The organism is Rhodococcus cercidiphylli, from assembly GCF_033042225.1.
Lineage (GTDB): Bacteria > Actinomycetota > Actinomycetes > Mycobacteriales > Mycobacteriaceae > Rhodococcoides.
Genome location: NZ_JAWLKE010000004.1, coordinates 88,948 through 112,726, shown reverse-complemented (window position 1 = coordinate 112,726; position 23,779 = coordinate 88,948). Strand labels below are relative to the sequence as shown.

The following is a 23,779-nucleotide window of genomic DNA, read 5'->3' as shown; positions in this document are numbered from 1 at the left end:
GGCCTCGGTCAGCCGTCGAGCATGTCCGCAGGCGTGGGATCGAATCCGGCCAGCAGCGCTCGGAGTCCGTATTCGAAGGCGTCCTCGGATCGCTCGCGCAGATCTCCCGCGGTGTCCAGGGCAGCTCTCAGTTCCGGTTCCACGTCGCGGCTGCTGAGCCACGGTGCCTCGGGAGCTGCCAGATCCAACGCCGAACCCAACACGTAACTGTCGAGCACGGTGATGATGCGGAGCACGTCGCCCGGCACGAAGCCGGCGTCTGTCAGCACCCGCGCCAGCGTGTTGTACATCCCGAACGCAGCGCTGCTGTTCACAGCCTGAGCCGTCAGCAGTGGAATCAGCCGCGGGTAGCGTCCGTAACTGTTTCGGTAGCCGCGTGCGATCCAAGCGAGCGCCTCACGCCACGGCACACCGACCTCCGGCATCGCCACCTCGGACATCGCCCGGCCCCGCAGCAACTCGATGATCTCGTCACGTCCGGACACGTGGTTGTAGAGCGAGGACGGACTGACCTTCAGCTTCTTGGCCAGCTGAGGCATGGTGAATCCACCGGACTCTTCGACGAGAGTCAGTGCCGCCGTCGTGATGCGATCGAGGTCGAGCAGGGGTGCCGACGGTCGTCCCACAGCATTTCTCCCGTATCTGTTGCGTTCGAGGCAGACATCCACGATACTTAACGAATCACATTCGTTTTAACAGGAGATCAGCATGCTGACACTCACCAACCTCTCCGCCCCCGAGGCTCTGACCCGCACCACCCCGACCGATCGCGCGCCGCTCCGCGTCGGACTGGTGCAGCATCGCTGGAACCCAGATGCCGCAGCGTTGAAAGCCGAACTGCTCGACGCCATCGCCGCTGCCGCGGACCTCGGGGCGAAGATCGTCTTCCTGCCCGAGATCACCCTGTTGCGCTACCCCGCCGACACCCGCGCCGGAGCCAACCCGGGCAGTGAAGCCGAGGATCTGCTGACCGGGCCAACGTTCACTCTCGCCGCCGAGGCCGCAGCCGCGAACGGGATCGTCGTCCATGCCTCGCTGTACGAGAAGTCCGAAGCCGCAGACGGATTGGGGTTCAACAGCGCCATCATGGTCTCGCCGACGGGAGAACTGCTGGCGAGAACCCGCAAGTTGCACATCCCCATCTCGGCCGGCTATTACGAGGACACCTACTTCCGGGCCGGTCCGGCCGAGGACCCGTATCCCGTGTACTCCCCCGCGGAACTCGGTGGAGCGAGAGTGGGCCTACCCACGTGCTGGGACGAATGGTTCCCCGAGGTCGCGCGCAGTTACGCGCTCGGCGGCGCAGAGATTCTCGCGTATCCGACGGCCATCGGGTCCGAGCCGTCGTTCCCGGCCTTCGACACCCAACCGCTGTGGCAACACGTCATCGTCGGCCACGGCATCTCGAACGGCCTGTTCATGGTGGTACCCAACCGCTGCGGCAACGAAGGCGAGATCACCTTCTACGGCTCGTCGTTCATCTCCGATCCGTTCGGCCGCATCCTGATTCAGGCACCCCGAGACGAATCAGCCGTCCTCGTCGCCGATCTCGACCTCGATCAGCGTCGAGAATGGTTGGAGCTCTTTCCGTTCCTACTGACACGCAGACCCGACACGTACAGCCGCCTCACCGAGCCGGTGAACACCGACGCCCCGTACGGTGACGGACATCCCGCGACTCCGGTGATCAAATGACAACCACTGCAAGAACATTCACGATGCCGTCCGAGACCGCTCCGCAGGACAAGGTGTGGATGGCGTTCCCGTGCGAGGGCTACTCCCTCGGAGACGACCCGGCGGCCAAGCACGAGGCCCGCTCCACGTGGGCGGCCGTCGCACACGCTGTTGCCGCGTTCGAGCCGGTGACCGTCGTCGTCGATCCGGCCGAACGCGCCGTCGCGTCGACATACCTCTCGCGCGACATCGACATCGTCGAAGCACCGTTGAACGACGCCTGGATGCGCGACATCGGTCCGACATTCGTTCACGCACAGGACGGTTCGGTCGCGGCCGTCGACTGGGTCTTCAACGGCTGGGGTGCGCAGGACTGGGCGCAGTGGGACAAGGACAGTCGTATCGGCGAGTTCGTTGCGAATCACGCCGCTGTGCAGCGAATCACGTCGCCGATCGTCAACGAGGGCGGCGGCATCGCGGTCGACGGCGCAGGCACCGTGCTGGTGACCGAGACCGTACAGCTCGATCCGGGGCGCAACCCCGGGCTGTCGAAAGCCGACATCGAAGCGGAACTGGCACGAACCATCGGTGCGCAGCACGTCATCTGGCTGCCGCGCGGACTGACGCGCGATTCCATGCGTTTCGGTACCCGAGGACACGTCGACATCGTCGCGGCCATTCCGTCACCGGGAACAGTGCTGGTGCATCGGCAACACGACCGGGCTCACCCCGACTACGAGGTCAGTTCATTGATCGTCGACACCTTGCGGGCCACCCACGACGGCTCGGGTGCGGACTGGAACATCGTCGAGGTGCCGGCTCCGCGGACATTGCGTGATGCCGACGGTTTCGTCGACTACAGCTACATCAATCATCTGGTCGTCAACGGCGGCGTGATCGCCTGCAGTTACGACGACCCGTCCGACGCCGAAGCGGCTGCGATCCTGCGCGACGCGTACCCGGGCCGGGATGTGGTGACCGTGGATGCGAGGCCACTGTTCGAGCGAGGCGGCGGGATTCACTGCATCACCCAGCATCAGCCTGCGGCGAGGAATCTCGAGTGAGAAGTGGGGCCCTACGAGCTGCGACGAACCTCGAGCTCTTCGCCGACGGTGACGGTGAGCGATTCGGTCACGCAGTCCAGGCGTCCGTCGAGACGCAGTGAGACGTTGTATTCGCCCGGCTTGAGGTTGAACGTGGTGATGGTGATGCTGGTGGCGTTCTCGTCCACGATCACGCGCTGACTCAACGACAACATCCCGTTGTGCAGTACTTCGCACATCTGCCCCGGCAGGACGTTGTCGACGTGGACCGTGATGGCCTTCGGTCCGCCGAGTGCCTCGATGGTGGGCTGCGGCGTGCTCGACCCGACGAGTCTGAGGTAACTCTTGTCTCTGCGCACGGCCTCGACTTCCCTGTTAGCGTGCTCCACCAGAAGGTGGACGTCCGACGTGGTCTCGTTGGTGCTTCGTGGCGCGATGGAAGACGGATTGGTTTCACACGTCGTCATCGGCCTCGACCCCGAGCCTCTCTTTACATCGGGGGCGCAATCGTCCGCGTTACGAACCCGCCTCCGACCAGCCCACCCACAGCCGCGAACATCCAGGGAATCTCGATGTCATCGGTCAGAACATACCTCTCGCTCCTCCGATCTGCGAGCGGACTGTTCGAAACGATATCTTTACGTATCCTTGCGCCGTGTAATACTCGGCGCGAGTGATCAAGGACACGAGAGTCAGTCCGTTTCCTCGAAGCCCTGTAGTTCGGCCTTCTCGGCGGCGAGCTCGGCTTTGCGTACCCGACGCTGCCTCAGCTTGACGATCACGATGGACACGCAGGCTCCTGCGGCCGCACCGGTTGCCAGACCCACCCACGTCGCCAGACTGCCGTCGCCGAATGTGTCGAACAGTCGAACGATTGCACCGAGACTACCGACGAGGTAGAGAACGACGGCTATCGCGAGGCGCGGGCGACGAAACTCCTGCGCCGAATACACCTCGACGCCCCTCGATCGGGCATATCCCTGCACTACCGTCGACGCGACGATCAACGCGAGCAGAATCCCCAACGCCACCCACGCTCCGGTCACGCCCGCCGCATAGGGCAGGATTGCCGCCGAGATCAATCCGATCCACAGCAGCGACTGGAATCCGACGGCCGAGGCCTCGTTCCAGATGTCGCGTTGGAGTTCGTCGGCGTAGAACTCGTCGTCGAGGTCGCCGACGAATCGGGCTGCTCTGACGAATGCGCTCATGATTCTGCCTCTCCTTCGTTTCCGAACAGTGTTTCCACCGTCGTATCGAGTGCACGGGCCAATCGCAGTGCCAGGTAGACGCTCGGCGCATAGTCGCCGCCCTCGACGGAGACGATGCTCTGTCGGCTCACCCCGCAGATTTTGCCGAGTTCTGCCTGGGTGATCCGTGCCTGTTTGCGATGTGCGCGAACGTTGTTCGTTCCGGACATGCCAGAAAGTCAACTCTGCTTGTCATAGAATGTCAAGAGGAGTTGTCATCCTGCGGCATTTACGTCCACGTAACGCGGGAAACAGACTCGTGACCGCAGAACATACCGACGCAATATCTTCCCTTTACTGTTCGCAATCGCGAATACAACTCCGTATACAAAACCTCCGAAAGGGCCGTAGATGCCTGCTGTCTCGAAGCGCATGTCCTTCAAGCGCGTCATGGTCGTTCCCGCAGCGCTGGCTGCATTGAGCCTCGTTGCCACCGCCTGCGGAAGCAAGGCGAGCGATACCGCCTCTGCCGACGGCGGCGGCAGTTCTGCCGCCTCGTGTGTCGACACCTCCGGTGACACCATCAAGGTCGGCTCGCTCAACTCCCTGTCCGGCACCATGGCGATCAGCGAAGTGACGGTGCGTGATTCGATCGCACTGGCCGTCGAGCAGATCAACGCAGCGGGCGGCGTCAACGGCAAGCAGATCGAGGTCGTCGCCGAGGACGGCGCGTCCGAGCCGACGGTGTTCGCCGAGAAGGCCGAGAAGCTCATCAGCAGCGACTGTGTCGCAGCGGTTTTCGGTGGATGGACCTCGTCGAGCCGCAAGGCGATGCTGCCCGTGTTCGAGGACAACGACGCTCTCCTCTACTACCCCGTGCAGTACGAGGGACTCGAGGCGTCGGACAACATCTTCTACACCGGAGCCACCACCAACCAGCAGATCATTCCGGCGCTGGACTATCTCAAGGAGCAGGGCGTCAAGTCGCTGTACCTCGTCGGTAGCGACTACGTGTTCCCGCAGACCGCCAACCGCGAGATCAAGGCCTACGCCGCGGCGAACGACATCGAGATCAAGGGCGAGGACTACACCCCGCTCGGCTCGACGGACTTCTCCACCATCGTCAACAAGGTCCGCTCGGCCGATGCGGACGCGGTGTTCAACACCCTGAACGGCGATTCCAACGTCGCGTTCTTCCGCGAGTACACCAACGCCGGCCTCAAAGCTGCTGACATGCCGGTCATCTCGGTCTCCATCGCCGAGGAAGAGGTCGCCGGCATCGGTGCGGGCAACATCGAGGGCCAGCTGACCGCCTGGAACTACTACCAGACCGTCGACAGCCCCGAGAACACCAAGTTCGTCGCCGACTACAAGGCGAAGTACGGTGCCGACAAGCCCACCTCGGACCCCATGGAAGCCGCGTACACCTCGGTCTACCTGTGGAAGAACACCGTCGAGAAGGCCGATTCCTTTGCCGTGGCGGACGTTCAGGCCGCGGCCGACGGAGTCAGCTTCGCCGCTCCCGAAGGCGAGGTCGTCATCGACGGCGACAACCACCACATCTCCAAGACCGCCCGCATCGGTGAGATCCGCGCCGACGGACTGATCTACACGGTGTGGGAGTCCCCCGAGCCCATTGCACCCGACCCGTTCCTCGAGACCTACGACTGGGCCTCCGACCTCAACTGACCGAGAGTGCCTGCGGCAGTGGTGCGGTTGAGCGCCCTCTGGGGCACCTAACCGCACCACTGCCGTAGGCACCACCGAAGGAGCTCCCCTATGGACGTCGTGATCGGACAGTTGTTCACCGGCCTGTCGATCGGATCCATTCTCTTGCTCGCCGCCCTCGGGCTCTCACTGACGTTCGGTCAGATGGGCGTCATCAACATGGCGCACGGCGAGTTCATCATGGCCGGTTCGTACACGGCCTACGTGGTGCAGCAGATCGTCTCCACCGGCGGCGCATCACTGTTCATCTCTCTGATCGTCGGCTTCCTCGTCGGCGGCGCCATGGGAGTGTTGTTGGAGGTCACGCTGATTCAGCGCATGTACCACCGACCACTGGACACCCTGCTCGTCACGTTCGGCGTCGGGCTCATCCTGCAGCAGCTCGCTCGCGATATCTTCGGGGCACCGGCGGTCAACGTCGTGTCCCCGGGTTGGCTGACCGGCGGCGTCGACATCCTCGGTGCCGTGGTGCCCAAGACCAGAATCTTCATCCTCGTCCTCGCGGTCGTCGCCGTTGTTGCGCTGTCGATCGCGCTGAAGAAGACCGCGATGGGTCGACGCATCCGCGCGGTGGTGCAGAACCGCGATCTCGCAGAGACCTCGGGCATCTCGAGCCGCAGGACCGATATCTCGACGTTCTTCCTCGGCTCCGGACTCGCCGGCGTGGCCGGCGTCGCACTCACCCTGATCGGTTCCACCAGTTCCACTGTGGGACAGAGCTATCTGATCGACGCCTTCCTGGTGGTCGTCGTCGGTGGTCTCGGCCAGATCAAGGGCGCGGTCATCGCGGCCTTCGCTCTGGGAATTCTCAACTCGTTCATCGAGTACAGCACCACGGCCTCGATCGCCAAGGTCATCGTGTTCGTGCTCATCGTGATCTTCCTGCAGGCCCGACCGCAGGGCTTGTTCGCCGTCAAGACAAGGAGCCTGGTATGAGCGAGTTCATCGCCAAGCGCGGCGCTCTACTGGGATTCGCGCTCGCCGCGATTCTGTTGTTCGCAGTCGCTCCGGCCGTCCTCAGCGACTTCCGGCTGAACCTGCTGGGCAAGTTCATCTGCTACGCCATCGTGGCCGTCGGAATCGGATTGGCATGGGGCCGAGGCGGAATGCTCACCCTCGGTCAGGGTGTCTTCTTCGGTATCGGTGCCTACATCATGGCCATGCATCTGAAGATCTCCGACGCCGATCTCCGCGGCGACGACGTACCGGACTTCATGTCGATCGCCGGAATTCGTGAACTGCCCTCGTACTGGGTGCCGTTCACCTCACCCATCACCACGATCCTGGGCATCCTGTTCGTGCCGGCCCTGGTGGCGCTGGTACTCGGTCTCGGCGTGTTCAAGCGTCGGGTCAAGGGCGCGTACTTCGCGATCCTCAGCCAAGCACTGGCTGCAGCGTTCGCGATTCTGCTCATCGGCCAGCAGACCACCGGTGGATCCAACGGCCTCAACAGGTTCCGCACCTTCTTCGGGTTCAACCTCAACGACCCGGCCAACAAGCAGATGCTGTTCTTCATCGCTGCAGGCGTACTCCTCGTCGTCGTCGCCATCACCCGCCAGCTGATGTACTCGCGCTACGGCGAACTGTTGGTGGCGGTACGCGACCAGGAGGAGCGAGTGCGGTTCCTCGGCTACGACCCCGCCAACGTCAAGATCGTGGCCTACGTGGCGGCGGCGTTCTTCGCGGGTCTCGCAGGCGCGCTGTTCGTTCCGATCGTCGGCATCATCTCCCCCAACGACGTCGGCATCGTCCCGTCCATCGCGTTCCTCATCGGTGTCGCGATCGGCGGTCGTACCACCCTTCTCGGCCCGGTCCTCGGCGCGCTCGGTGTCGCCTGGGCTCAGACCACGCTGTCCGAGCAGTTCCCGTCCGGCTGGACGTACGCGCAGGGGCTGCTGTTCGTGGTGGTCGTCGGGTTCTTCCCGGCGGGTGTCGCCGGTGTGTTCGCGCTGCGCAAACGCAAGAAGCAACCCGATCCCCAACCCGAGTCGAGCGACGAGCCAGAGAAGGAACTCGCACGATGATCCACGTCGAAGGTCCACAACCCACGTTCGGCGGCAACGCCGGCATGTCGAGTCAGTACCTCGAAGTCCGAGACCTGACAGTCAGTTTCGACGGCTTCAAGGCCAACACCAACGTCGATCTGACGCTGATGCAGGGCGATCTGCGTTTCCTCATCGGGCCCAACGGCGCAGGCAAGACCACGCTGATCGACGCCATCACCGGCCTCGTCCCGGCGACCGGCTCGGTCACCAAATCCGGCGTGGAACTGCTCGGCAAGAAGGTGCATCAGATCGCCCGCCTGGGCATCGGCCGAACCTTCCAGACGGCCAGCATCTTCGAAAATCTGACGGTATTGCAGAACCTGGACATCGCCGCCGGGTCCGGTCGGTCCGTGCTGACGATGTTGCGTCGTCGAGGATCGGTACTGCCGCAGATCGAGGAGGCTCTCGAGACCATCGGCCTGACGGCCGAGCGGGACAAGCCGGCAGGAATTCTCGCGCACGGTCAGAAGCAGTGGCTCGAGATCGGAATGCTGTTGGTGCAGAACGCCGACGTGCTGCTGCTCGACGAGCCGGTCGCCGGCATGAGTCACGAGGAACGTGAAGAGACGGGACAGCTGCTGCAGCGCATCGGCGGTGAGCGGACGGTCGTGGTGGTCGAGCACGACATGGACTTCATGCGCATGTTCGCCACCTCGGTGACGGTGTTGGCAGCCGGACGGGTCCTGGCCGAGGGCACGGTGGCCGAGGTGCAGGCGGATCCGAAGGTCCAAGAGGTCTATCTCGGTACCGCGGCTGCGGGCGAGGAACTCGATCAAATCGCAGAAGAGGGAGCCGGTCATGCTTGAACTGGTCGATGTGCGTACCGGTTACGGCCGCAGCGAAGTCATTCACGGTGCGTCGCTGACGGTTCCGGCCGACGGTGTCGCCGCCGTGATGGGACACAACGGTGCCGGCAAGACCACCCTGCTGCGGGCAGCGGTCGGGTTGCTCAAGGTCAATTCCGGCAAGGTCATGTTCGACGGCGAGGACGTGAGCGCGTTGCGCCCCAGCGCCCGCGTCGCCCGCGGGCTCGCCTATGTGCCGCAGGGCCAGCAGTCGTTCGGCCAGCTGACGACGGCCGAGAATCTGCAGGTGGTCGCCGACGGCCGCAAGCGCGGCAAGGCGCTGATCGACGAGGCACTCGATCTGTTTCCGGCTTTGAAGGAATTGCTCGGTCGTAGAGCGGGATTGCTCTCGGGTGGGCAGCGCCAGCAGCTGGCGATCGCGAGGGCCCTGATCACCGAACCGCGAATGTTGATCCTGGACGAGCCCACCGAGGGTATCCAGCCGTCGGTGGTTGCCGAGATCGAACGCACCGTCATCGAACTGACTCGACGCGGCGGTCTCGGAGTGTTGTTGGTGGAGCAGCACATCGGCTTCGCTCTGGAGTCGGCGCAGAACTATTACATCCTCGAGGCCGGCCGCATCACGTCCACCGGCGTGGGCGGAGCCGAGTCCGAGGCCGACGTCCGCGCAGCCATGGCGATCTGACCGGAAACATCGTGCCGCGCAGGGACCTTCGCGAGAAGGTCTATTCGTCACTGCGCCGGGATCTGATCTCCGGTGCCATCAGTTCCACCGAACGGCTCGGCGAGGAGCGTCTCGCCGAGCTGTACGGTGTCTCGCGCACTCCGGTGCGTGAGGCCTTGGCCAGATTGCAGGCCGATGGTCTCGTCACTCGCGACGACGCCGGGCTGCACGCCTATCGTCCGCGACTGAGCGACCTGCCCGATCTGTACGAGCTCCGCTCCACTCTCGAGGCTCGCGGCATCACGCGCTCGACATCCCAGTCCGTCGACCGGGCGTCGCTGTCGAACCTGTTGGACACCTGGAACGGTTTGCGGGACGACCCTCCCGGCACCACCGACGATCTGGTGTCCCTGGACGAGAACTTCCACGTCACCTTGCTGGCCGCGTCGGGTAATCCGGCTCTGACCGAGGCGCTGTGCACCGTGAACGCCAAGGTACGTCCGGTTCGGATACTCGGCGGACTCGACGCCGCAGCCGTGGTCTCGGCCATCGATCAACACATCGACATCGTCGAACGCGTGCTCGCCGGGACCCTGGACTCGGCACTGGAACTGCTACTCGCCCATATCGATTCATCACGCGATCGAGTGGTCGCGCGGGCGCAGCAGGCGGCGGCGCTGGCTGGCGCGGTCCGGATCTGATGCGTCAGCCGCGACCCGAGAGAATCCGATCGATGTCGTCGAGCACGGTCTGCCCACCCATGGGCCCGACCCCGGTGATCCAGTACGACATGTCCACCGCGTGTGGGTTCGGCAGGATCGAGGCGTTGGCGGTGATCGACGCCGGAATTGCCGCGGGGTCCGACGGGTCGGTGGCGGTGACGACGATCAGATCCGCTGCCGCCTGAGCCGCCAGCTCCGGCGAGATGTCGACAGAGATCTCGTCCGCCCATTCCGGCCGCGGCGGAGTGGTGAAGCCGGCACATTCGAGGGTGCTCCCGGCGAACGACGACGGCCCGTACAGGGTCAGCTCACCGTTGCGCGGCCTGATCAGTTGTGCCGTCTGCCCGGCAGTGTCGAATTCCTCGGAGATCTCCACACACCGGTCGTCGTAGTCGGTGAGCAGTTCCTCGGCGTCGTTCTCCTTGCCGAGAGTGCGCCCGACGAACCTGACGTTCTCGCGCCACGGATCGGACTGGGATGCCATGAACACCGTCGGTGCAATGGCGGCGAGTTGGTCGTAGTACTCGGCGTGTCGAGTCTCCGTGCCCAGGATCAGATCTGGTTGCAGGGCCGCGATGTCCTCGATGGTCGGTTCGGCAACCGTACCGACGGTCGCGATGTTCGCCGCTTCGGTACCGAGGTACGACGGCACGCCGCTCGTCTCGCTGAGCACGGCGGTGCCGACGGGCATTACGCCGAGGGCGACGGTGGTGTCGAGCTCGACCGGCTCGAGGGTGACGATGCGCAGCGGGGTCTCGGGAACCTCGACCGTTCCCCGGACGGTCTCGATCGATCTCGTGGCGCTGCCTGCGCTGTCGGGGGCAGCGTCGGTGGACGAGCACGCCGTCGCAGTCACTCCGAGGGCGGCGATGGTGAGCGCGAGGGCCGTGATGCGGGCCTGGGACTTCGTCAAGGGTCCTCCGAGGAAAAGTTGTGCCGAATGACAAGAAGGGTAGCCTAGCCTTTTACGACCCGGTGACGTCCGGCCGGGCAATCGGTACGGTGTGGCTGTGACCACACCACGCATTCCGTCCGGTACCGCCAGAACCCTCGGGCCCATCAACTGGGTCATCTGCAAGGTGATCGCCAAGGGTGCGGGGGTGCCCAATCCTCACTTGTTCACCACCCTCGGGCGCACCGGTGGGCTGTATCGGGCATGGCTGTTCTACAGCGGCCACCTGATGCCCGGCGGGAAGATCTCACGCAAGGAAACCGAAATGGTGATCCTGCGCGTGGCGCACCTGCGCGATTCCGCCTACGAGATGGACCATCACATCCGGCTGGGCAAGCGGGCGGGCATCGACCGCGATCTGCTCGAGCTGATCAAGACCGGACCGGACGCACCGGGACTCTCGACGCGGTATCGGACCATCCTCACTGCGGTCGACGAACTCATCGCCACCAAAATTCTCTCCGACGCGACCTGGAACCAACTCGCCACCCAGTTCGACGAGCGACGACTCATCGAATTCGTCCTGCTGGTCACTCAATACGACGGCCTGGCAACCACTCTCGGCGTTCTGCGAGTGGAGCGGGACTACGGCGACCGGCCTCCGCGACCATGATCGACTCTGCCGAGACCGCATTGCACCGCGCACTCGAGATGATCGAGCCCGAGGTGCTGCGGGGGCTGGCGCGCACCGACGGCGGGTACGTCGAACTCTTGCCGAACGTGCCCGCACCGAATCCGTCGCCGGCCAGCATTGCGATGAACAACCGCGTGGTGGCGGCGATCTACGAGAAGGTGTGGCGCCCGTTCGGTGTATCGATGATGGGCGTCGCCGGCATGTCCATGTCGGCCGAACGTGCGAAAGCCGTTGCCGACCTTCGATTGAACGGACCGCAACGGGTACTCGATGTCGCGTGCGGCCCGGGCAACTTCACCAGGTTCCTCTCGGAGGCTCTCACCGGCGACGGGCTCGCCGTCGGATTCGACATCTCCGAGGCGATGATCGCCCGCGCCGTGCGAGACAACCGCGGCCCCCGCGCTGCGTACGTGCGGGGAGATGCCGCCCGACTGCCCTATGCCGACGGCGCGTTCGACGCCGTGTGCTGCTACGCCGCCCTGTATCTCGTTCCGCAGCCGATGACGGTGCTGGACGAGCTGATTCGCGTCGCGCGCCCGGGTGGACGCATCGCGATCATGACCAGCTGCGAGCCTCGCCCGGCACCGCTGGGTACCGTCGTCGGCTTCGGAACCGGCCTGGCCGGTGTCAGGATGTTCCCGAAGAACCTGTTCGTCGACGTGTTCGAGGCGTCGGGACTGACCGAGGTCCAGCAGGACGTCCGGGGGCTGGCCCAGTTCGTCAGTGCCACGAAAAAGTAACGGGCAGAGACGAACCGGACGACCCCAATTCAGCCGGCCGGTGGGGTCATCTTCTCGCGGCCTTTTTGCCGGCTGCCGCCCCGAGGCGATTGAGCGGTGCGAGCAAGTCCTGGTACCGCGGACCGAAGACGCGCGGAATCGCGTCGAACACACGGGCATCGGGGCCGATCAGCACCCGGGGCTTGTTTCGCTCGGCTCCTGCGAGTATCACCTTGGCGGCTCGCGTCGGGGTGGTGAGCGCGATTTGCTGGAAGCGGCGCGAGGCCTCGTCCGGGGTGCCTAGATCGTCCATTCCGCGGGCGTTGGCCACGATGTTGGTCTTGATGCCGCCCGGGTGAACGCACGTCACTCCGACGGGATGTCGGGCGACCTTCATCTCCTGACGCAACGCCTCGGTGAAGCCTCGAACGGCGAACTTCGCCGAGTTGTACGCGCTCTGGCCGGGAATACCCATCAGGCCGAACACGCTCGAGACGTTGACGAGGTGGCCGTCACCGGAATCGATCAACGCCGGCAGAAAAGCTTTGGTGCCGTTGGCCACTCCCCAGAAGTCGATGTTCATGACCCACTCGAAATCGTCCCAGGTCATGTCAACCACGTCGGCACCCAGCGCGACACCGGCATTGTTGGCGACGAAGTTGACCCGACCGAAATCTGCGATGACGGCGTCGGCATGCGAGTAGACCGCAGCCCGGTCCGATACGTCCAACTGGTACGGCACCGTCCTGGCCCCGATCTTCTCGCACAGGACCACGGTCTCGCCCAGTCCTTCTCCGTCGATATCGGACAGCGCGAGTTGTGCTCCACGGTTCGCCAGATTCAGCGCGAGCGCCCGACCGATCCCCGAACCTGCACCGGATACGACGGCTACCTTGTTCTCGAAATTCTTCATGTCCGCACTTCTTCCGCGTTCTGCTTGTCGGTACCGGCTCCGGTCGGGAGCAGGGATTGATACTCGGCCGGGTCGAACTTCTCCGTGCCGAGCCAGTGACTCGTCATGGTCGATGGTTCGGCGGCACAACTCCGGTCAGCCTCCACAGCGCCGCGGTGACGGTGCCGTCGAGCATGCCGGCCGACTGCAGGAAGGCGACGGTGTTCGCGGAGTCCCGTCGTCGGATCTCCGCTCGTCGACGCCGCGACGCGAACGCGCCCCGAACGGGGCCGATGCCGATGGAGCGGTACACCTCGAACGACACACCGAGACGGAGAATCACGTTGGCCAGGACGGCCAGGAGGACGCGGTTGTACGCGCGCGCCACTGCATTCGACTTGCTCTGAGCTGCAACCACTTCCGAGCGGGCGAAGGCAAAACGGTCGGCACTCTCGAGCCGGTGGATCTTCACGGCCTGCCGAACGTGGGGTTCGATGCCGGGATCCGTCACCGCAGCGGCCATCGACCGGGAGAAGGTCTCCTCGACCAGCAGGGTGGATGCGTGCGACGCCGCACCGAGCGGCAGGAAGCCCAACAGTTTGACGGCAGTGGTCGTGCCCCGTGGCGGCTTGTAGGGTGCCACGTCCGTGGCGCGCACCAGCCGTCCGAAAGTGATCGTGGTTCGTGAACTGCCCGCGACCTCGTCGAATGCATTGCGAGACGCAGCGCTGTTGAGCCCCTCCTCCGCTGCCCGTCTGAGTTGGTTACCGGTCAGCATCGCCGTCAGGTACGCCACCGTGCTCCATCTGCTCACCGCCTCGTGCAGGGCCAGGGTGCGCTTGTCCTGCTGGGCCAGCCTGGCCCACAGCCGAGTGCCGTGCAACGTCACCGAATCGGGAGGAAGTGCGAAATCCTCACTCTGCCAGGGGGATTCCCAGTCGATATCGACATGGGGATCGTACTGCACCGCCGACGATCTCGGACTCATGCCAGATCGTCCGGCATGGCGCGGGTCATCTTCCACAGTCGACGGGTGACGACACCGTCGCACATTCCGGCGTCGGCGAAGAAGCGGATCATGGGCTCGGAGAAGAACTGCATGTTGGTCTTGTAGGTGGGGCTGGCCATCGCGGTGACGATTCCGCGAATCGGGTTGATACCGACGGATCTGTACACCTTGGGGTTGATGAGGGCCAAGTACGTGAAATTGGCGATCGTCGCGAGGATGACGCGGTGGACGGCACGGTTCACCCGGTTCGTCGCGTTCATCGCGCGCACCATTTCCTCACGCGCGTAAGTGATGTGACGTGATTCTTCGATGACGTGGATTCGCATCATCTGGCGTAGGTGCGGCTGCATCTCGGGATCGTTCTGGGCTTCCCGCTGCGCCCGATCGAGCACCTCTTCGATGAGCAGCACTCCACCGTAGGTTGCCGGTCCCAGCGGCAGAAATTGCCCCAACTTACCCATGAGCAGGGCGGGTTTGGGCATCAGATACGGAGTCAGCCCGGTCTTCTCGATCAGCTTCCCGAACATGATCGAATGGCGGGATTCCTCGCCGATCTCGGCTATCGAATACAACGAATGATTGGAGAACGTGCCTCTGCCGAAAACTCGCAGCAGGTTCGCACTGAGCATCCCTTCGGCGTAGATCCCGAACGAGAGAATGCTGACGATCTCGTGCCGGCCCAGTTCGCGACGCTGCTCTTCGGTCAGCTTGTCCCACAACCTGGTTCGGTAGAGCGAGATGCGGTGCTCTGGCATCCATCGAAGGCCTTCGACCACCGGAGAATCCCAGTCGATGTCTACTTCGGCGTCGTAGAACTTGTTGGCAGTCGACTTCAGCAGCCGACTCGCGGTCTTGTCCCGTGGTCCCACCGTCCGCGCCCCCGCCGCAGACAAGTCCTCGGTCGCCAACCTGGTCGACGGCCTTGCCGCCGCAGACCCCGAGCCATCCACTCCGTCACCGAACAGTGCACGCTTCACAACCGATCCCCCCTCGCGATCGACGACTCCCCCGAGACCACATCTATCCGAAACTCACGGTAGCCAGTACCGGCGGTAGTAGGTAATGTACGAAGTGTGGTTCAAGTCACCGGACGTGTCAACCCCGAGAATGGGCGGCGCTCGACACCGTGCAAGAAGATCGATGCGCGCACCGAACGCTGGCGTGAGCACCGGCTCGCGGTGCGACGAGAGTTCGTCGCCGCCGCTCTGGTCGCCATCGACGAGCACGGTCCGAACGTCAGCATGGGCGACATCGCGAAGGCTGCGGGCACCGCCAAGCCCAAGCTGTATCGGCATTTCGCCGACCGGTCCGATCTCTACGCCGCAATAGTCGAGCATGTCCAGACAATGCTGTGGGAGACCATCATGAGCACGGTGGACCTGCTCGAGGATTCGGTCACCGAGCTCATCGATCGCAGTGCCGCCGGCTATGCCTCGGTGGTCGCAGACCACCCCAACCTGTTTCGCTTCCTCGTCCACGGCCACTTTCTGGCCCGCACGAGCGGCCGAAAGTCGGAGGCGTCGTCGTCGGACCCGGCGTTGGAGTCCGCGCGTGCCGCATCCGACACCGTGGCGCGAGCTCTGGCCGACGCCGTCCGAGGACCGGGCGTCGACACCGCGACGGTGGAGATGATCGCGTACTCGACGTTCGGTGCCGTGGCGACTGCGACGGACTGGTGGCTCGGAGGTTCGGACGACCATCGGCCCGCCATGTCCATCGACGCGTTCACCACACATCTGGCCGCCATCGTGCGCGGTCTCGTCGAGTCCTCGTGTGCACTCACCGGCATCGACATCCGATCCGATCGACCCCTGCACGTTGCGTTCGTTCGCGAGGAAGGAAACGAGAACCTGTGAGCGATCTTTCCGGAAAGCCCGACTACCGAGGCCCGGCAGTGCTGGCGTTCGACACCCCAGCAGCCGAGTTCGAGGTGCAGATCGATCTACGCGGGCACTCTCAACCCGTCGACGGCATCTTTCGTTGGTACGGCCGCGTCCGGCCGCACGAAGAGCTGCGAGAGTTCATGGACGCTGCAGGCAGCAGCCGCAAGGGCCGGCTCAGCACCGACAGCGGCGAGGCGGCGGTACTGGTGAGCGACGTGGACTTCTGGGGCCGATATCGCCTGCAGGGCACAGGAATGCCGCCGTATCCCGTCGAGCCCGAGACCGACCGGGACAGCGACGTCGGTGCCATCGATGCGGGTACGCCCTCTCCCGAATCCCTGCCTCTGCAACGCGCTCTGGCGCTGATCGAACCTGCCGAGTTGCGCGGCACCGCCGACACGACCGACGGCTACGTGGAGCTGCTGGGCGGTGCGCCCGCACCCTCACCGACTGCTGCGAGTCGCGCCATGAACAACCCGGCGGTCGCGTCCATCTACGAAAAGCTGTGGCGGCCTGCCGGTGTCGCCATGATGGGGGTCGGCGGCATCTCGATGTCCGCCGAACGCGCCAAGGCCGCGGCGGACCTGCGCCTGTCCGGGGACATGAGAGTGCTGGACGTGGCCTCGGGTCCCGGGAATTTCACCAGGTACCTCTCGAACCACCTCAGCGGAGAGGGTGTCGCCGTCGGGTTCGACATTTCCGAACAGATGATCCGCCGCGCCGTTCGAGACAACCGCGGGCCTCATGCCGCCTACGTGCGGGGAGACGCACGAACGCTGCCGTTCGCGGACAACACGTTCGACGCCGTATGTTGCTTTGCCGCACTGTATCTGATCCCGCAACCGCTCGACGTGGTCGAGGAACTCGTCCGTGTTCTGCGACCGGGCGGCCGCATCGCGATCATGACCAGCTACGGCCGCAGCGCCGCCCCGGTCAAGTCGGTGCTCGGTGCCGTATCGGGGCGTCTCGGCGTGCGCATGTTCGAGAAGGACCAGTTCACGTCGATCTTCTCGGCCGGCGGCATGACCGAGATCGAGCAGGAGGTGCGCGGCCTCGCGCAGTTCGTCAGCGCTACCAATGCCCGCGCATCGCAGAGAATCTAGGTCTTGGGACCGTAGTCGCTGACGATCCACTGACCGTCCTGGTCGGTGACCGTCACCAGCAGAAGATTCGGAACGTTGCCGGGGTCGGGCTGCTGTACATTCTGCGTCGTCTGCTGGGCGAACACCGCCACCTTGTACTCTCCACCGGATTCGGAATCGATTGCCGCCGAGAGAACCTCACCGGTCGCCACCACCTGGGACTCGTTCATGATCGCGGTGAGTGCTTCCCGGACACCGTCGTACCTGTCCTGCAGTGACTGCGACGCCCCCTGGTCGACTCCTTCGAAGAATGCGTCGAGGTTGCGGTAGTCGTACGTCAACGACCGTGCGGTGTACTCGGTGGCCGTGTTCAGTGCCATCTGCCGGTCCTGCTCGTGTGCACGTTCGGCTGCCAGATCGCCTGCCGCAGAATGCCACAGCACGCCGAAGACCACCGCCAGCACTGCCCCCGGTACTGCCGCACCCACGACGGACCACCGGATTCGGCGTCGCCGCGTCGGGTTCTCGGGCGCAGTCGCTGTCTTGTCCTCGGGCACTGCTTCTGTCTTCTTTTCGGATGCATCTACTTCGACCATGAGGGGGTCACTCCAATCAGTTCGGAATCTGGACGGACAGTTCGGCCGGTCCGCCCGGAGGGAAGACGGCCTGCAACATGTCGACGATGGAACCGGCGTCCACTCGCATCGGCTTGATGGGCGCGGTGTACGGCTTGAGAAGCGTTGCGATGAGGGCAAGGTCGGGTGACAGGGGCGTCAGATACTGATCGATCTTCGGGCCGATCTTGCCGAGTGGATCGTCCCAGACGTCCGCGCCGACGTACGAGTAGTCGTTGAAGCCCTCGAGCAGATTGGCCACACCCGAACCCGTCGCACCGACCCACGGCGCCGCGTCGGTCATGACCGGGCCGTAACCGTAGGCGTTGCGTCCGCCCTGTTGAGCGTTGTCGTAGAGCCTTCGAATCTCACCGCTCTTGTCACGCAGTGTCGCCGACAGATATCGGAAGGCCTCCACCAGGCGATCGACATCTCCTTCGCGACCGTCGATCGCTGCCGACGCGGTCTCGGTCAGCCCCTTCACGGCGTTCGTATCGAGCTGTGCAGCAAGGGAATCACCCAGGCTCAGGGCCTCACTGACGGTGATCGACGCGCGAACCTGCTCGTTGCCGATCTCGTCCCCGTCCGCCAGGTCGGGACCCCCGGTTCCTCGCGGGCGTAGATCCAGGTACTGCTCCCCGGCAGCGGACAGATTCGCAACGACCACCTCCGAGTCCGCGGGAATTCGATGGTCGGCGTCGAGGGCGAGAGTGACGTCGAGTCCGCCCGGAACCACCGCGATGCTCTCGACCCGACCGACGTGGATTCCGCGCGAGGTCACCTGCGAGGTGTCCATCAAACCGCCCGACGTATCCATGTGCACCACAACGCGGTTGGTACTCCGTGTGGGGTTCATGTCCAGTACGCCGACCGTCAGGTAGACGACACCGACAACCGTCATGGCCATCAATGCGAGGAGTGAAACGACTGTGCCCGGCCTCATCGCACGATTCCTATCCCGCGCAGGATCTCGATCATGTCGTCCGCCAGTGCACCGGCTCCGCCGTCGGTCGAGACCGAGCGCACTGCGATGTTCGGTGTCGACTCGAAGTAGGGAATCAACCGCTCGCGCAACAGGGTGTTCGCCTTCTCCATGTTCATCGGTACCGAGGAGTCGGAATTGGAGATCGCGATCAGTGCCGGTGAGATCGTCTCGACCGCGCCCTCGAGTTCCGGGTACGGACCGGCGAGGACGTCACCGATGTTCTGCGACATGTACCCCAGCGTGAAGATCATGTGGACGACGCTGAACAGCACCTCGGCCAGTCCGTCCGATCGTCTCGGACCGAGTTCGAGGACACGTTCGACGCCGTCTCGCTGTGTCACGACGGTGTTCGACACCTTCTCCGCCGCTCCGAGGATTCGATCGATCTCGGGGGTGTTGTCGCCGATGTCGGTCAGTGCGATCCGCGCCGCGTTGTTGACCTTGTCGATCTCCGCCGGATCGGGAGGAATCGCGGCGTTGACGTTGTTCACCGCCTCCTGCAGCTGAACGTAGTGACCACCGGTCACCAGATTCGACACTCCTCGCAGCACGTCCTCGACGTTGTCGGCCGGAACCGTACGTTCGACCGGAATGACATCGCCGTCTCGAAGGTACGGCCCGGCGTCGCCCCCTCCGGCGCGAGTCGAATCCGCCGGCGGCTGCAGCGAGATGTAGATCTCGCCCAGAATCGACGACTGCCGAAGCTCGGCGACGGTGTCGGACGGCAGCTGCACATCGGTGGACAGGTCCACCGTCGCCACGGCGGTCGACCCCACCAGCTCGACGGTGTCGAGGACACCCGCGTCGACGCCTTCGACGATCACCTTCGCTTTTTCCGGAAGATTGAGCACGCTCGCGAATTCGATTCGCAAGGAGTACTTGTCGCCTGCCACGTAGCTGCCGGGAATCGGCAGGTCGGCCGGGTCGACGCTGCACCCGGACAGCAGGGCGACACAGCACAGCCCGGTGATCGCGCGCCTCATCGCCATCCCGCCGAACCCAGTATCAGCTGCACCAAACCGACATCGATGACATCGCCTCGTTGCTGGTCCGCCGAACACGTCGGTCTGTACTTGTTGAGCAGAGCGCAGACCTCGTTGGGAGAATTGGTGTCGATCTCGAACTGCGGCGGGTGGTAGATCACCCGACCGCTCCTGGAATCGTTGTCGTACATCGTCATCAAGTTCTCGCCTACGGTCGGCACCTGCGCCAGGATGTCCTTGATATCGCCCACCCGCCCGAGTAGTACGTCGACCACCGGCACCGCTTGGTCGAGAAATGCGTAGACCTTCTCGTCGTACTTCGCGACGTTGCGCGCCAGCGGCGGAATGAACTCGGTGGTCAGAGCGACCGTGGTGCCGAAGGACTGGGTGAACTCCGACAGCGTGATCATCCCCCGCTTCAGATTGTCGAGCAGCTTCGCCACCTCGGGCCAGCTCACCACGAACGTGTCGATCAGGCCGTCGAGGTTGTCGATCAGACGCCGCACGGTGGTGTCCTTGTCGGCAGGATCGCCGACCAGCTGCGCCAGTTGCCGAAGACTGTCGTTGAGCTGGGCACCGGAGCCACGGAGCGAATCGTCGGCCGAACGCAAGGTGTCGCCGAGGATCTCGTCGTGGTTGCCCTCGGCGTCGGCCGGACCGAGCAGATCCGACGCCAGACCCGACACGGCGTCGAGTGTGTCGCTGATTCCCAGTGGAGTTCTGGTGCGATCCAACGGAATACAACTCGACCGGTCGAACTCGGGACCGTCGATGTAGGGCTGTGTGAATTCCACGTGCCGGTCGGTGACGATCGAATTCGACAGTGTCACGGCCCCCACCTCGGCGGGCAGCCTGAGGCTGTCGTCGATATCCATGGTGACCACCACCGCGGCGTCGCTGTTCTCGATGCGTGTCACCGTTCCGACGACCACACCGAGCATCATGACCGAATTACCCTCGTACAACCCCACCGTGTCGGTGAACTCGGCACACAGCGAGGAGTTGCCCGCACCGGGGTCGATGACCGATGTGGCGGACGCAACCGAACCGACGAGCGTGACGACGACTGCTGCCGCCACGGCGATGCGTACCGATCTGCGTCTCATCAGCACACCCTCCCCGGCAACGGAATGCACACGCCGACACCGACGACCGTGTCCTGCGACTGGTCGATCACGGGACCCTGCCCGCCGCCGATCAGAGCGGCGAGACCGTCCGAGCTTTCCTTCATGGTCGTGATCGCCCCGTCCACGTCACCCAGCTGTGCGAAGAGCTTCTGCGTGATCTCCTCGAGTTGGACGATCGACGGCTCGAGCCCCTTCTCGAATGCGACCACGGGACGGTGGAAGAGCTCGAACATTCTCCCGAGCAGGTCGAAAGCACTGACGACCTCGACGCGCTTGTCGCCGAACCCTTTGGTCAGAGTGCCGAGCTCGCGTACGAGTTCGGTGAGCATGACCCGATCGGCGGCCAACGCACCGACATACTCGTCGGATACGACGAGCCCGCGCTCGAGTTGATCGGACCGCGTGGCGAGCGTGTCGGTGAGCGCAGACAGGTTGTCCACGATCGCGCGAGTGGACTGCGGCTGTTCGCTGACGGCCTTGTCCAACTCTGCCACGGTCTCCCGCAGCGTCGAACCGTCGATGTCGCGAACCAGCGGTGTTGCCGACTCGATCGCGTCGGACAGTTCGTAGGGCAGCTCGACCCGCTCCGGCGGAATCGGTGCCGAACCGAGCTCGCCGTCACCGTGCGAGGTGAGCATCACGTAGTGACCGCCGATGGGGGTCAACAACTTCACCGTGACGGTCGACGCATCGCCGACGAAAACATCGGAGCGAACGCTCAATTCGACGTCGACATGAGCACCGGCCAGCTCGACGGAGCGCACCGACCCGACCGCGATACCGGCAATCCTCACTTCGTCGCCCGGCTTCACCCCGGCTGCCGAGCCGAACTCCGCGGTGTAGGTCCGCTCGCCGAACGGAATCGTGTACAACGCCGCCGCGATCAGGAGCAGGACCAGAGAGGCCGCGACACCGACCGCGCCCCAGAAGAAGTGCGCTTTGTTCTCCGATTGCTCGTCACGAACGCCCTTGCGTAGTACGCGGGTCATCGGCACACCACCAAATTCTGTCCACCGAGCACGATCTGCCCGATCCCAGGGATGTCCTGCTGTCCGCGACTGCAGGAGTACGTCTGTGCGTCCGGGTCTGGAATGCTCGCATTGAGTCCCGTCAGCAATCCCGGCGCGAGTGCCAACATCTCGGTCACCTGTTCGGTCTGCGGAAGCATTCGACGCAGTGCCCCGTCGACCGGCGCGTAGCTGTTGTCGTATGCCCGCTCGAGACCCTCCATCAGTCCCACGAACGGTCGCAGTCCGTAATTGGCCTGATCCAGCGACGCGAGCACGCCGTCCATCTGGGTGCTGAGCTTGGAGACCAGACCGTGCAGTTGTTCGAGAAGGTCTGCGACCGAGGCGGATTGGCCGCCGATCGAGTCCGAGATCTGGCCGAGGTTCTCGATCAGCAGCCCGATGATCGATTCACGCTGTACTGCGAATTGGGTGATGCGATCCACGTCGCGCAGGACCGGACCGAGTCCGGACCCGTCACCCTGAACCATCCGGAGAATGTTTTCGGTGAACTGATTGAGCTGTGCGGTGTCGAGGGTGTCGAAGATCGGCTCGAAACCGTTGAACAGCTTCGAGATGTCGAAGGACGGAATCGTTCGATCCCTGGAGATGGTTGCCCCGACCGCCAACGGGGCTCCGGTCGCCAAATCCTTCTGCACGAGTTCGACGTACCGCTGCCCCAGAAGATTCTGATACCGAACCGCAGCCTGGGTGTTGGCGAAAATCGGCCGTCGGTCCTCGATCTCGAACTCGACCCGCGCGAGGGCACCGTCGAGTTCGACCGACGACACCTTGCCGATCTGCACCCCGGACATGCGCACGTCGTCGCCCACGTACAAGCCCGACACGTCGTCGAACTCCGCGCCGTAGGACGACAGCGGTCCGCCGACCGGGGTGCGAAGAGCAGCGACGATGATCACCGCACACACCGCGGTCACCGTGAAGAAGACGAGCAGTTTGACCGCTGGGCCCGCTACCTTCTTCATCCGTTCGCCTCCTCGTGTGCGGCAACGGCTCCGGCCAGATTGGGCATGGTTTCGACTATCAGGTCGAGTTGCAGCTGAGGCTTCCCGTCGACGACGGGAAATGCGTCGGAGATACCGTCGAGCACCTGCGGCACTCGGTCGTAGCTGGGCGCCAATGTGCCGATCGACGCGGTGATGGGCACCAGCAGGTCCAGCACGGTGGACAGCAGCTTGGACAGGTTGGGATTGTTCGCCTTCAGCAAGTCGCCCACCGGAATCATCAGCTGATCGCTCAGACCGTCGTTGGCGGCGATGGTTCGCGCTCGGTCGGCGGGTGCCTCGACGTACACGCTCTTGTCCACCACTCCCACCACCAGATCGAGCAAGGGCGGAACCAGGTTGCCGATTCCTTCGCCCAGTTCGGCACCGCGATGCAGCTTCCAGGCCAGCGGGTCGATCTGGTTGTTCGCCATCATCTGAGCAGTGTCGAAGTACGGCTTCAGGTTTCGACTCACCTCGACGGAAGTGTTCGCGATGAGGTCCAGGAGATGGTCCACCTGCTCGGTGTCGAGAACCTCGGTGAGGTCGGCGACTCGCCGGAAGACTCCGGTCACCGTTGCGCCTCGCAGGTCTTTCGACACTTCGAGGGTCGAGTTGTCGGCCAGGGGTGCACCCGTGCCGTCGGAGACCAATTCTATTGCAGTGGAACCGAATACGTTCGACGACGAGAATTGGGCCTGCATGGTGTCGGTGAGCTCGCCGGCCTGGCTCGGATCGATCTCCAGTTGCAGCCGCTGCCGTCCGAAGCCGACGGTCTCGATGTTGTCGACCGTGCCGATGGACAGACCACGGAACTTCACCTCCGAACCGGGCGTCAGACCGTCCCCGACCGATGCTGCGTCGAGTGTCAGCTCGAAGGGCGAATCGAAGGCCCCGCGTGCGTAGGCGGTGAGGCCGCCTGCGAACACTGCCACGGCAACGGCCACCGCCAGCCCGCGCAGGCGTAGCGTGGCCGGCCCGGCCGATCGTCCCGTCAGATCGTCGAAAACTGCCAT

27 protein-coding genes are annotated in these 23,779 nt (G+C 64.2%); 12 read left to right on the top strand and 15 right to left on the bottom strand.

The genetic code is table 11. The features are described 5' to 3' along the window. Positions 1-8: 8 nt before the first annotated feature. Entirely contained in the window at positions 9-626 is a 618-nt protein-coding gene (locus R3P95_RS10980) for a TetR/AcrR family transcriptional regulator C-terminal domain-containing protein (RefSeq protein WP_317548372.1), read from the bottom strand. Between the two features lie 82 nt (positions 627-708). On the opposite strand from R3P95_RS10980, the gene R3P95_RS10975 reads away from it, so the two are divergent. Next, positions 709-1,695 carry a nitrilase-related carbon-nitrogen hydrolase gene (locus tag R3P95_RS10975; protein ID WP_317548371.1) on the top strand — a complete coding sequence of 329 codons (987 nt, stop codon included), beginning with the start codon at positions 709-711 and terminating at the stop codon, positions 1,693-1,695. Further along, positions 1,692-2,738 (top strand): agmatine deiminase family protein, encoded by a 1,047-nt coding sequence (locus R3P95_RS10970; RefSeq protein ID WP_317548370.1) that lies wholly within the window; start codon positions 1,692-1,694, stop codon positions 2,736-2,738. Before R3P95_RS10975 ends, R3P95_RS10970 begins: the two co-directional genes overlap by 4 nt. An 11-nt stretch (positions 2,739-2,749) precedes the next feature. Here the strand turns inward: R3P95_RS10970 and R3P95_RS10965 are convergent, their stop codons facing one another. The 3 genes from R3P95_RS10965 to R3P95_RS10955 form a co-directional block, all read right to left on the bottom strand. After that, positions 2,750-3,184, bottom strand: a complete 435-nt coding sequence (locus tag R3P95_RS10965) for a hypothetical protein (RefSeq protein WP_068046230.1) — start codon at positions 3,182-3,184, stop codon at positions 2,750-2,752. 225 nt (positions 3,185-3,409) lie between these two features. Continuing rightward, positions 3,410-3,928 carry a hypothetical protein gene (locus R3P95_RS10960; protein WP_149406617.1) on the bottom strand — a complete coding sequence of 173 codons (519 nt, stop codon included), beginning with the start codon at positions 3,926-3,928 and terminating at the stop codon, positions 3,410-3,412. Beyond that, positions 3,925-4,137, bottom strand: coding sequence for a helix-turn-helix transcriptional regulator (locus tag R3P95_RS10955; RefSeq protein WP_068046235.1), 213 nt, complete (start codon positions 4,135-4,137; stop codon positions 3,925-3,927). The genes R3P95_RS10960 and R3P95_RS10955 overlap by 4 nt, the downstream gene beginning before the upstream one ends. Positions 4,138-4,318: 181 nt before the next feature. Between R3P95_RS10955 and urtA the strand changes: the two genes are divergently transcribed. The 6 genes from urtA (at position 4,319) to R3P95_RS10925 (ending at position 9,851) form a co-directional block, all read left to right on the top strand. Further along, the gene (gene urtA, locus R3P95_RS10950; RefSeq protein ID WP_317548369.1) at positions 4,319-5,596 is read left to right on the top strand and encodes an urea ABC transporter substrate-binding protein; all 1,278 of its coding nucleotides are present in this window, start codon (positions 4,319-4,321) and stop codon (positions 5,594-5,596) included. A 90-nt stretch (positions 5,597-5,686) separates the two neighbouring features. Continuing rightward, the gene (gene urtB / locus R3P95_RS10945) at positions 5,687-6,571 is read left to right on the top strand and encodes an urea ABC transporter permease subunit UrtB (protein WP_037186827.1); all 885 of its coding nucleotides are present in this window, start codon (positions 5,687-5,689) and stop codon (positions 6,569-6,571) included. Continuing rightward, positions 6,568-7,659 carry an urea ABC transporter permease subunit UrtC gene (gene urtC, locus R3P95_RS10940; RefSeq protein WP_094687888.1) on the top strand — a complete coding sequence of 364 codons (1,092 nt, stop codon included), beginning with the start codon at positions 6,568-6,570 and terminating at the stop codon, positions 7,657-7,659. The genes urtB and urtC overlap by 4 nt, the downstream gene beginning before the upstream one ends. Beyond that, the gene (urtD, locus tag R3P95_RS10935; protein WP_094613984.1) at positions 7,656-8,486 is read left to right on the top strand and encodes an urea ABC transporter ATP-binding protein UrtD; all 831 of its coding nucleotides are present in this window, start codon (positions 7,656-7,658) and stop codon (positions 8,484-8,486) included. Before urtC ends, urtD begins: the two co-directional genes overlap by 4 nt. After that, positions 8,479-9,171 (top strand): urea ABC transporter ATP-binding subunit UrtE, encoded by a 693-nt coding sequence (gene urtE / locus R3P95_RS10930; protein ID WP_317548368.1) that lies wholly within the window; start codon positions 8,479-8,481, stop codon positions 9,169-9,171. Before urtD ends, urtE begins: the two co-directional genes overlap by 8 nt. An 11-nt stretch (positions 9,172-9,182) precedes the next feature. Next, positions 9,183-9,851 (top strand): GntR family transcriptional regulator, encoded by a 669-nt coding sequence (locus tag R3P95_RS10925; protein ID WP_149406614.1) that lies wholly within the window; start codon positions 9,183-9,185, stop codon positions 9,849-9,851. 4 nt (positions 9,852-9,855) lie between these two features. On the opposite strand, the gene R3P95_RS10920 is transcribed toward R3P95_RS10925, so the two are convergent. Continuing rightward, positions 9,856-10,785: an ABC transporter substrate-binding protein gene (locus R3P95_RS10920; protein ID WP_149406613.1), complete on the bottom strand. Its 930-nt coding sequence runs from the start codon at positions 10,783-10,785 to the stop codon at positions 9,856-9,858. A 91-nt stretch (positions 10,786-10,876) separates the two neighbouring features. Here R3P95_RS10920 and R3P95_RS10915 point away from each other — a divergent pair, with 91 nt between their 5' ends. Then, positions 10,877-11,437 (top strand): carboxymuconolactone decarboxylase family protein, encoded by a 561-nt coding sequence (locus R3P95_RS10915; RefSeq protein WP_269595107.1) that lies wholly within the window; start codon positions 10,877-10,879, stop codon positions 11,435-11,437. Continuing rightward, positions 11,434-12,198, top strand: a complete 765-nt coding sequence (locus R3P95_RS10910) for a class I SAM-dependent methyltransferase (RefSeq protein WP_317548367.1) — start codon at positions 11,434-11,436, stop codon at positions 12,196-12,198. Before R3P95_RS10915 ends, R3P95_RS10910 begins: the two co-directional genes overlap by 4 nt. A gap of 46 nt (positions 12,199-12,244) precedes the next feature. Here R3P95_RS10910 and R3P95_RS10905 read toward each other — a convergent pair whose 3' ends face one another. From R3P95_RS10905 to R3P95_RS10895, 3 genes are all read right to left on the bottom strand, one after another. Then, entirely contained in the window at positions 12,245-13,090 is an 846-nt protein-coding gene (locus R3P95_RS10905) for an SDR family NAD(P)-dependent oxidoreductase (protein ID WP_317548366.1), read from the bottom strand. 103 nt (positions 13,091-13,193) lie between these two features. Continuing rightward, positions 13,194-14,057: a diiron oxygenase gene (locus tag R3P95_RS10900; protein WP_317548365.1), complete on the bottom strand. Its 864-nt coding sequence runs from the start codon at positions 14,055-14,057 to the stop codon at positions 13,194-13,196. Further along, on the bottom strand, positions 14,054-14,986 hold the full coding sequence (locus R3P95_RS10895; RefSeq protein WP_317548543.1) for an AurF N-oxygenase family protein: 933 nt from the start codon (positions 14,984-14,986) through the stop codon (positions 14,054-14,056). The genes R3P95_RS10900 and R3P95_RS10895 overlap by 4 nt, the downstream gene beginning before the upstream one ends. A gap of 165 nt (positions 14,987-15,151) precedes the next feature. Here R3P95_RS10895 and R3P95_RS10890 point away from each other — a divergent pair, with 165 nt between their 5' ends. Together R3P95_RS10890 and R3P95_RS10885 are read left to right on the top strand one after the other, a co-directional pair. Beyond that, positions 15,152-15,934: a TetR/AcrR family transcriptional regulator gene (locus tag R3P95_RS10890; RefSeq protein WP_317548364.1), complete on the top strand. Its 783-nt coding sequence runs from the start codon at positions 15,152-15,154 to the stop codon at positions 15,932-15,934. Next, a complete protein-coding gene (locus R3P95_RS10885; protein WP_317548363.1) occupies positions 15,931-17,064 on the top strand; it encodes a DUF4873 domain-containing protein in 1,134 nt (377 codons plus the stop codon). Before R3P95_RS10890 ends, R3P95_RS10885 begins: the two co-directional genes overlap by 4 nt. Here R3P95_RS10885 and R3P95_RS10880 read toward each other — a convergent pair. Genes R3P95_RS10880 through R3P95_RS10850 form a run of 7 tightly spaced genes read right to left on the bottom strand, consistent with a single transcriptional unit; the run spans position 17,061 to position 23,779 of the window. Continuing rightward, positions 17,061-17,639 carry a hypothetical protein gene (locus R3P95_RS10880; protein WP_317548362.1) on the bottom strand — a complete coding sequence of 193 codons (579 nt, stop codon included), beginning with the start codon at positions 17,637-17,639 and terminating at the stop codon, positions 17,061-17,063. The genes R3P95_RS10885 and R3P95_RS10880 overlap by 4 nt on opposite strands. A gap of 16 nt (positions 17,640-17,655) precedes the next feature. Beyond that, positions 17,656-18,600, bottom strand: coding sequence for an MlaD family protein (locus R3P95_RS10875; protein WP_317548361.1), 945 nt, complete (start codon positions 18,598-18,600; stop codon positions 17,656-17,658). Then, positions 18,597-19,631 (bottom strand): MlaD family protein, encoded by a 1,035-nt coding sequence (locus R3P95_RS10870; RefSeq protein WP_317548360.1) that lies wholly within the window; start codon positions 19,629-19,631, stop codon positions 18,597-18,599. Before R3P95_RS10870 ends, R3P95_RS10875 begins: the two co-directional genes overlap by 4 nt. Then, positions 19,622-20,731: an MCE family protein gene (locus R3P95_RS10865; RefSeq protein WP_317548359.1), complete on the bottom strand. Its 1,110-nt coding sequence runs from the start codon at positions 20,729-20,731 to the stop codon at positions 19,622-19,624. Before R3P95_RS10865 ends, R3P95_RS10870 begins: the two co-directional genes overlap by 10 nt. Next, positions 20,731-21,741: an MlaD family protein gene (locus tag R3P95_RS10860; protein WP_317548358.1), complete on the bottom strand. Its 1,011-nt coding sequence runs from the start codon at positions 21,739-21,741 to the stop codon at positions 20,731-20,733. Before R3P95_RS10860 ends, R3P95_RS10865 begins: the two co-directional genes overlap by 1 nt. Continuing rightward, positions 21,738-22,745, bottom strand: a complete 1,008-nt coding sequence (locus tag R3P95_RS10855; protein WP_317548357.1) for an MlaD family protein — start codon at positions 22,743-22,745, stop codon at positions 21,738-21,740. The genes R3P95_RS10860 and R3P95_RS10855 overlap by 4 nt, the downstream gene beginning before the upstream one ends. Next, a complete protein-coding gene (locus tag R3P95_RS10850) occupies positions 22,742-23,779 on the bottom strand; it encodes an MlaD family protein (protein ID WP_300521118.1) in 1,038 nt (345 codons plus the stop codon). Before R3P95_RS10850 ends, R3P95_RS10855 begins: the two co-directional genes overlap by 4 nt.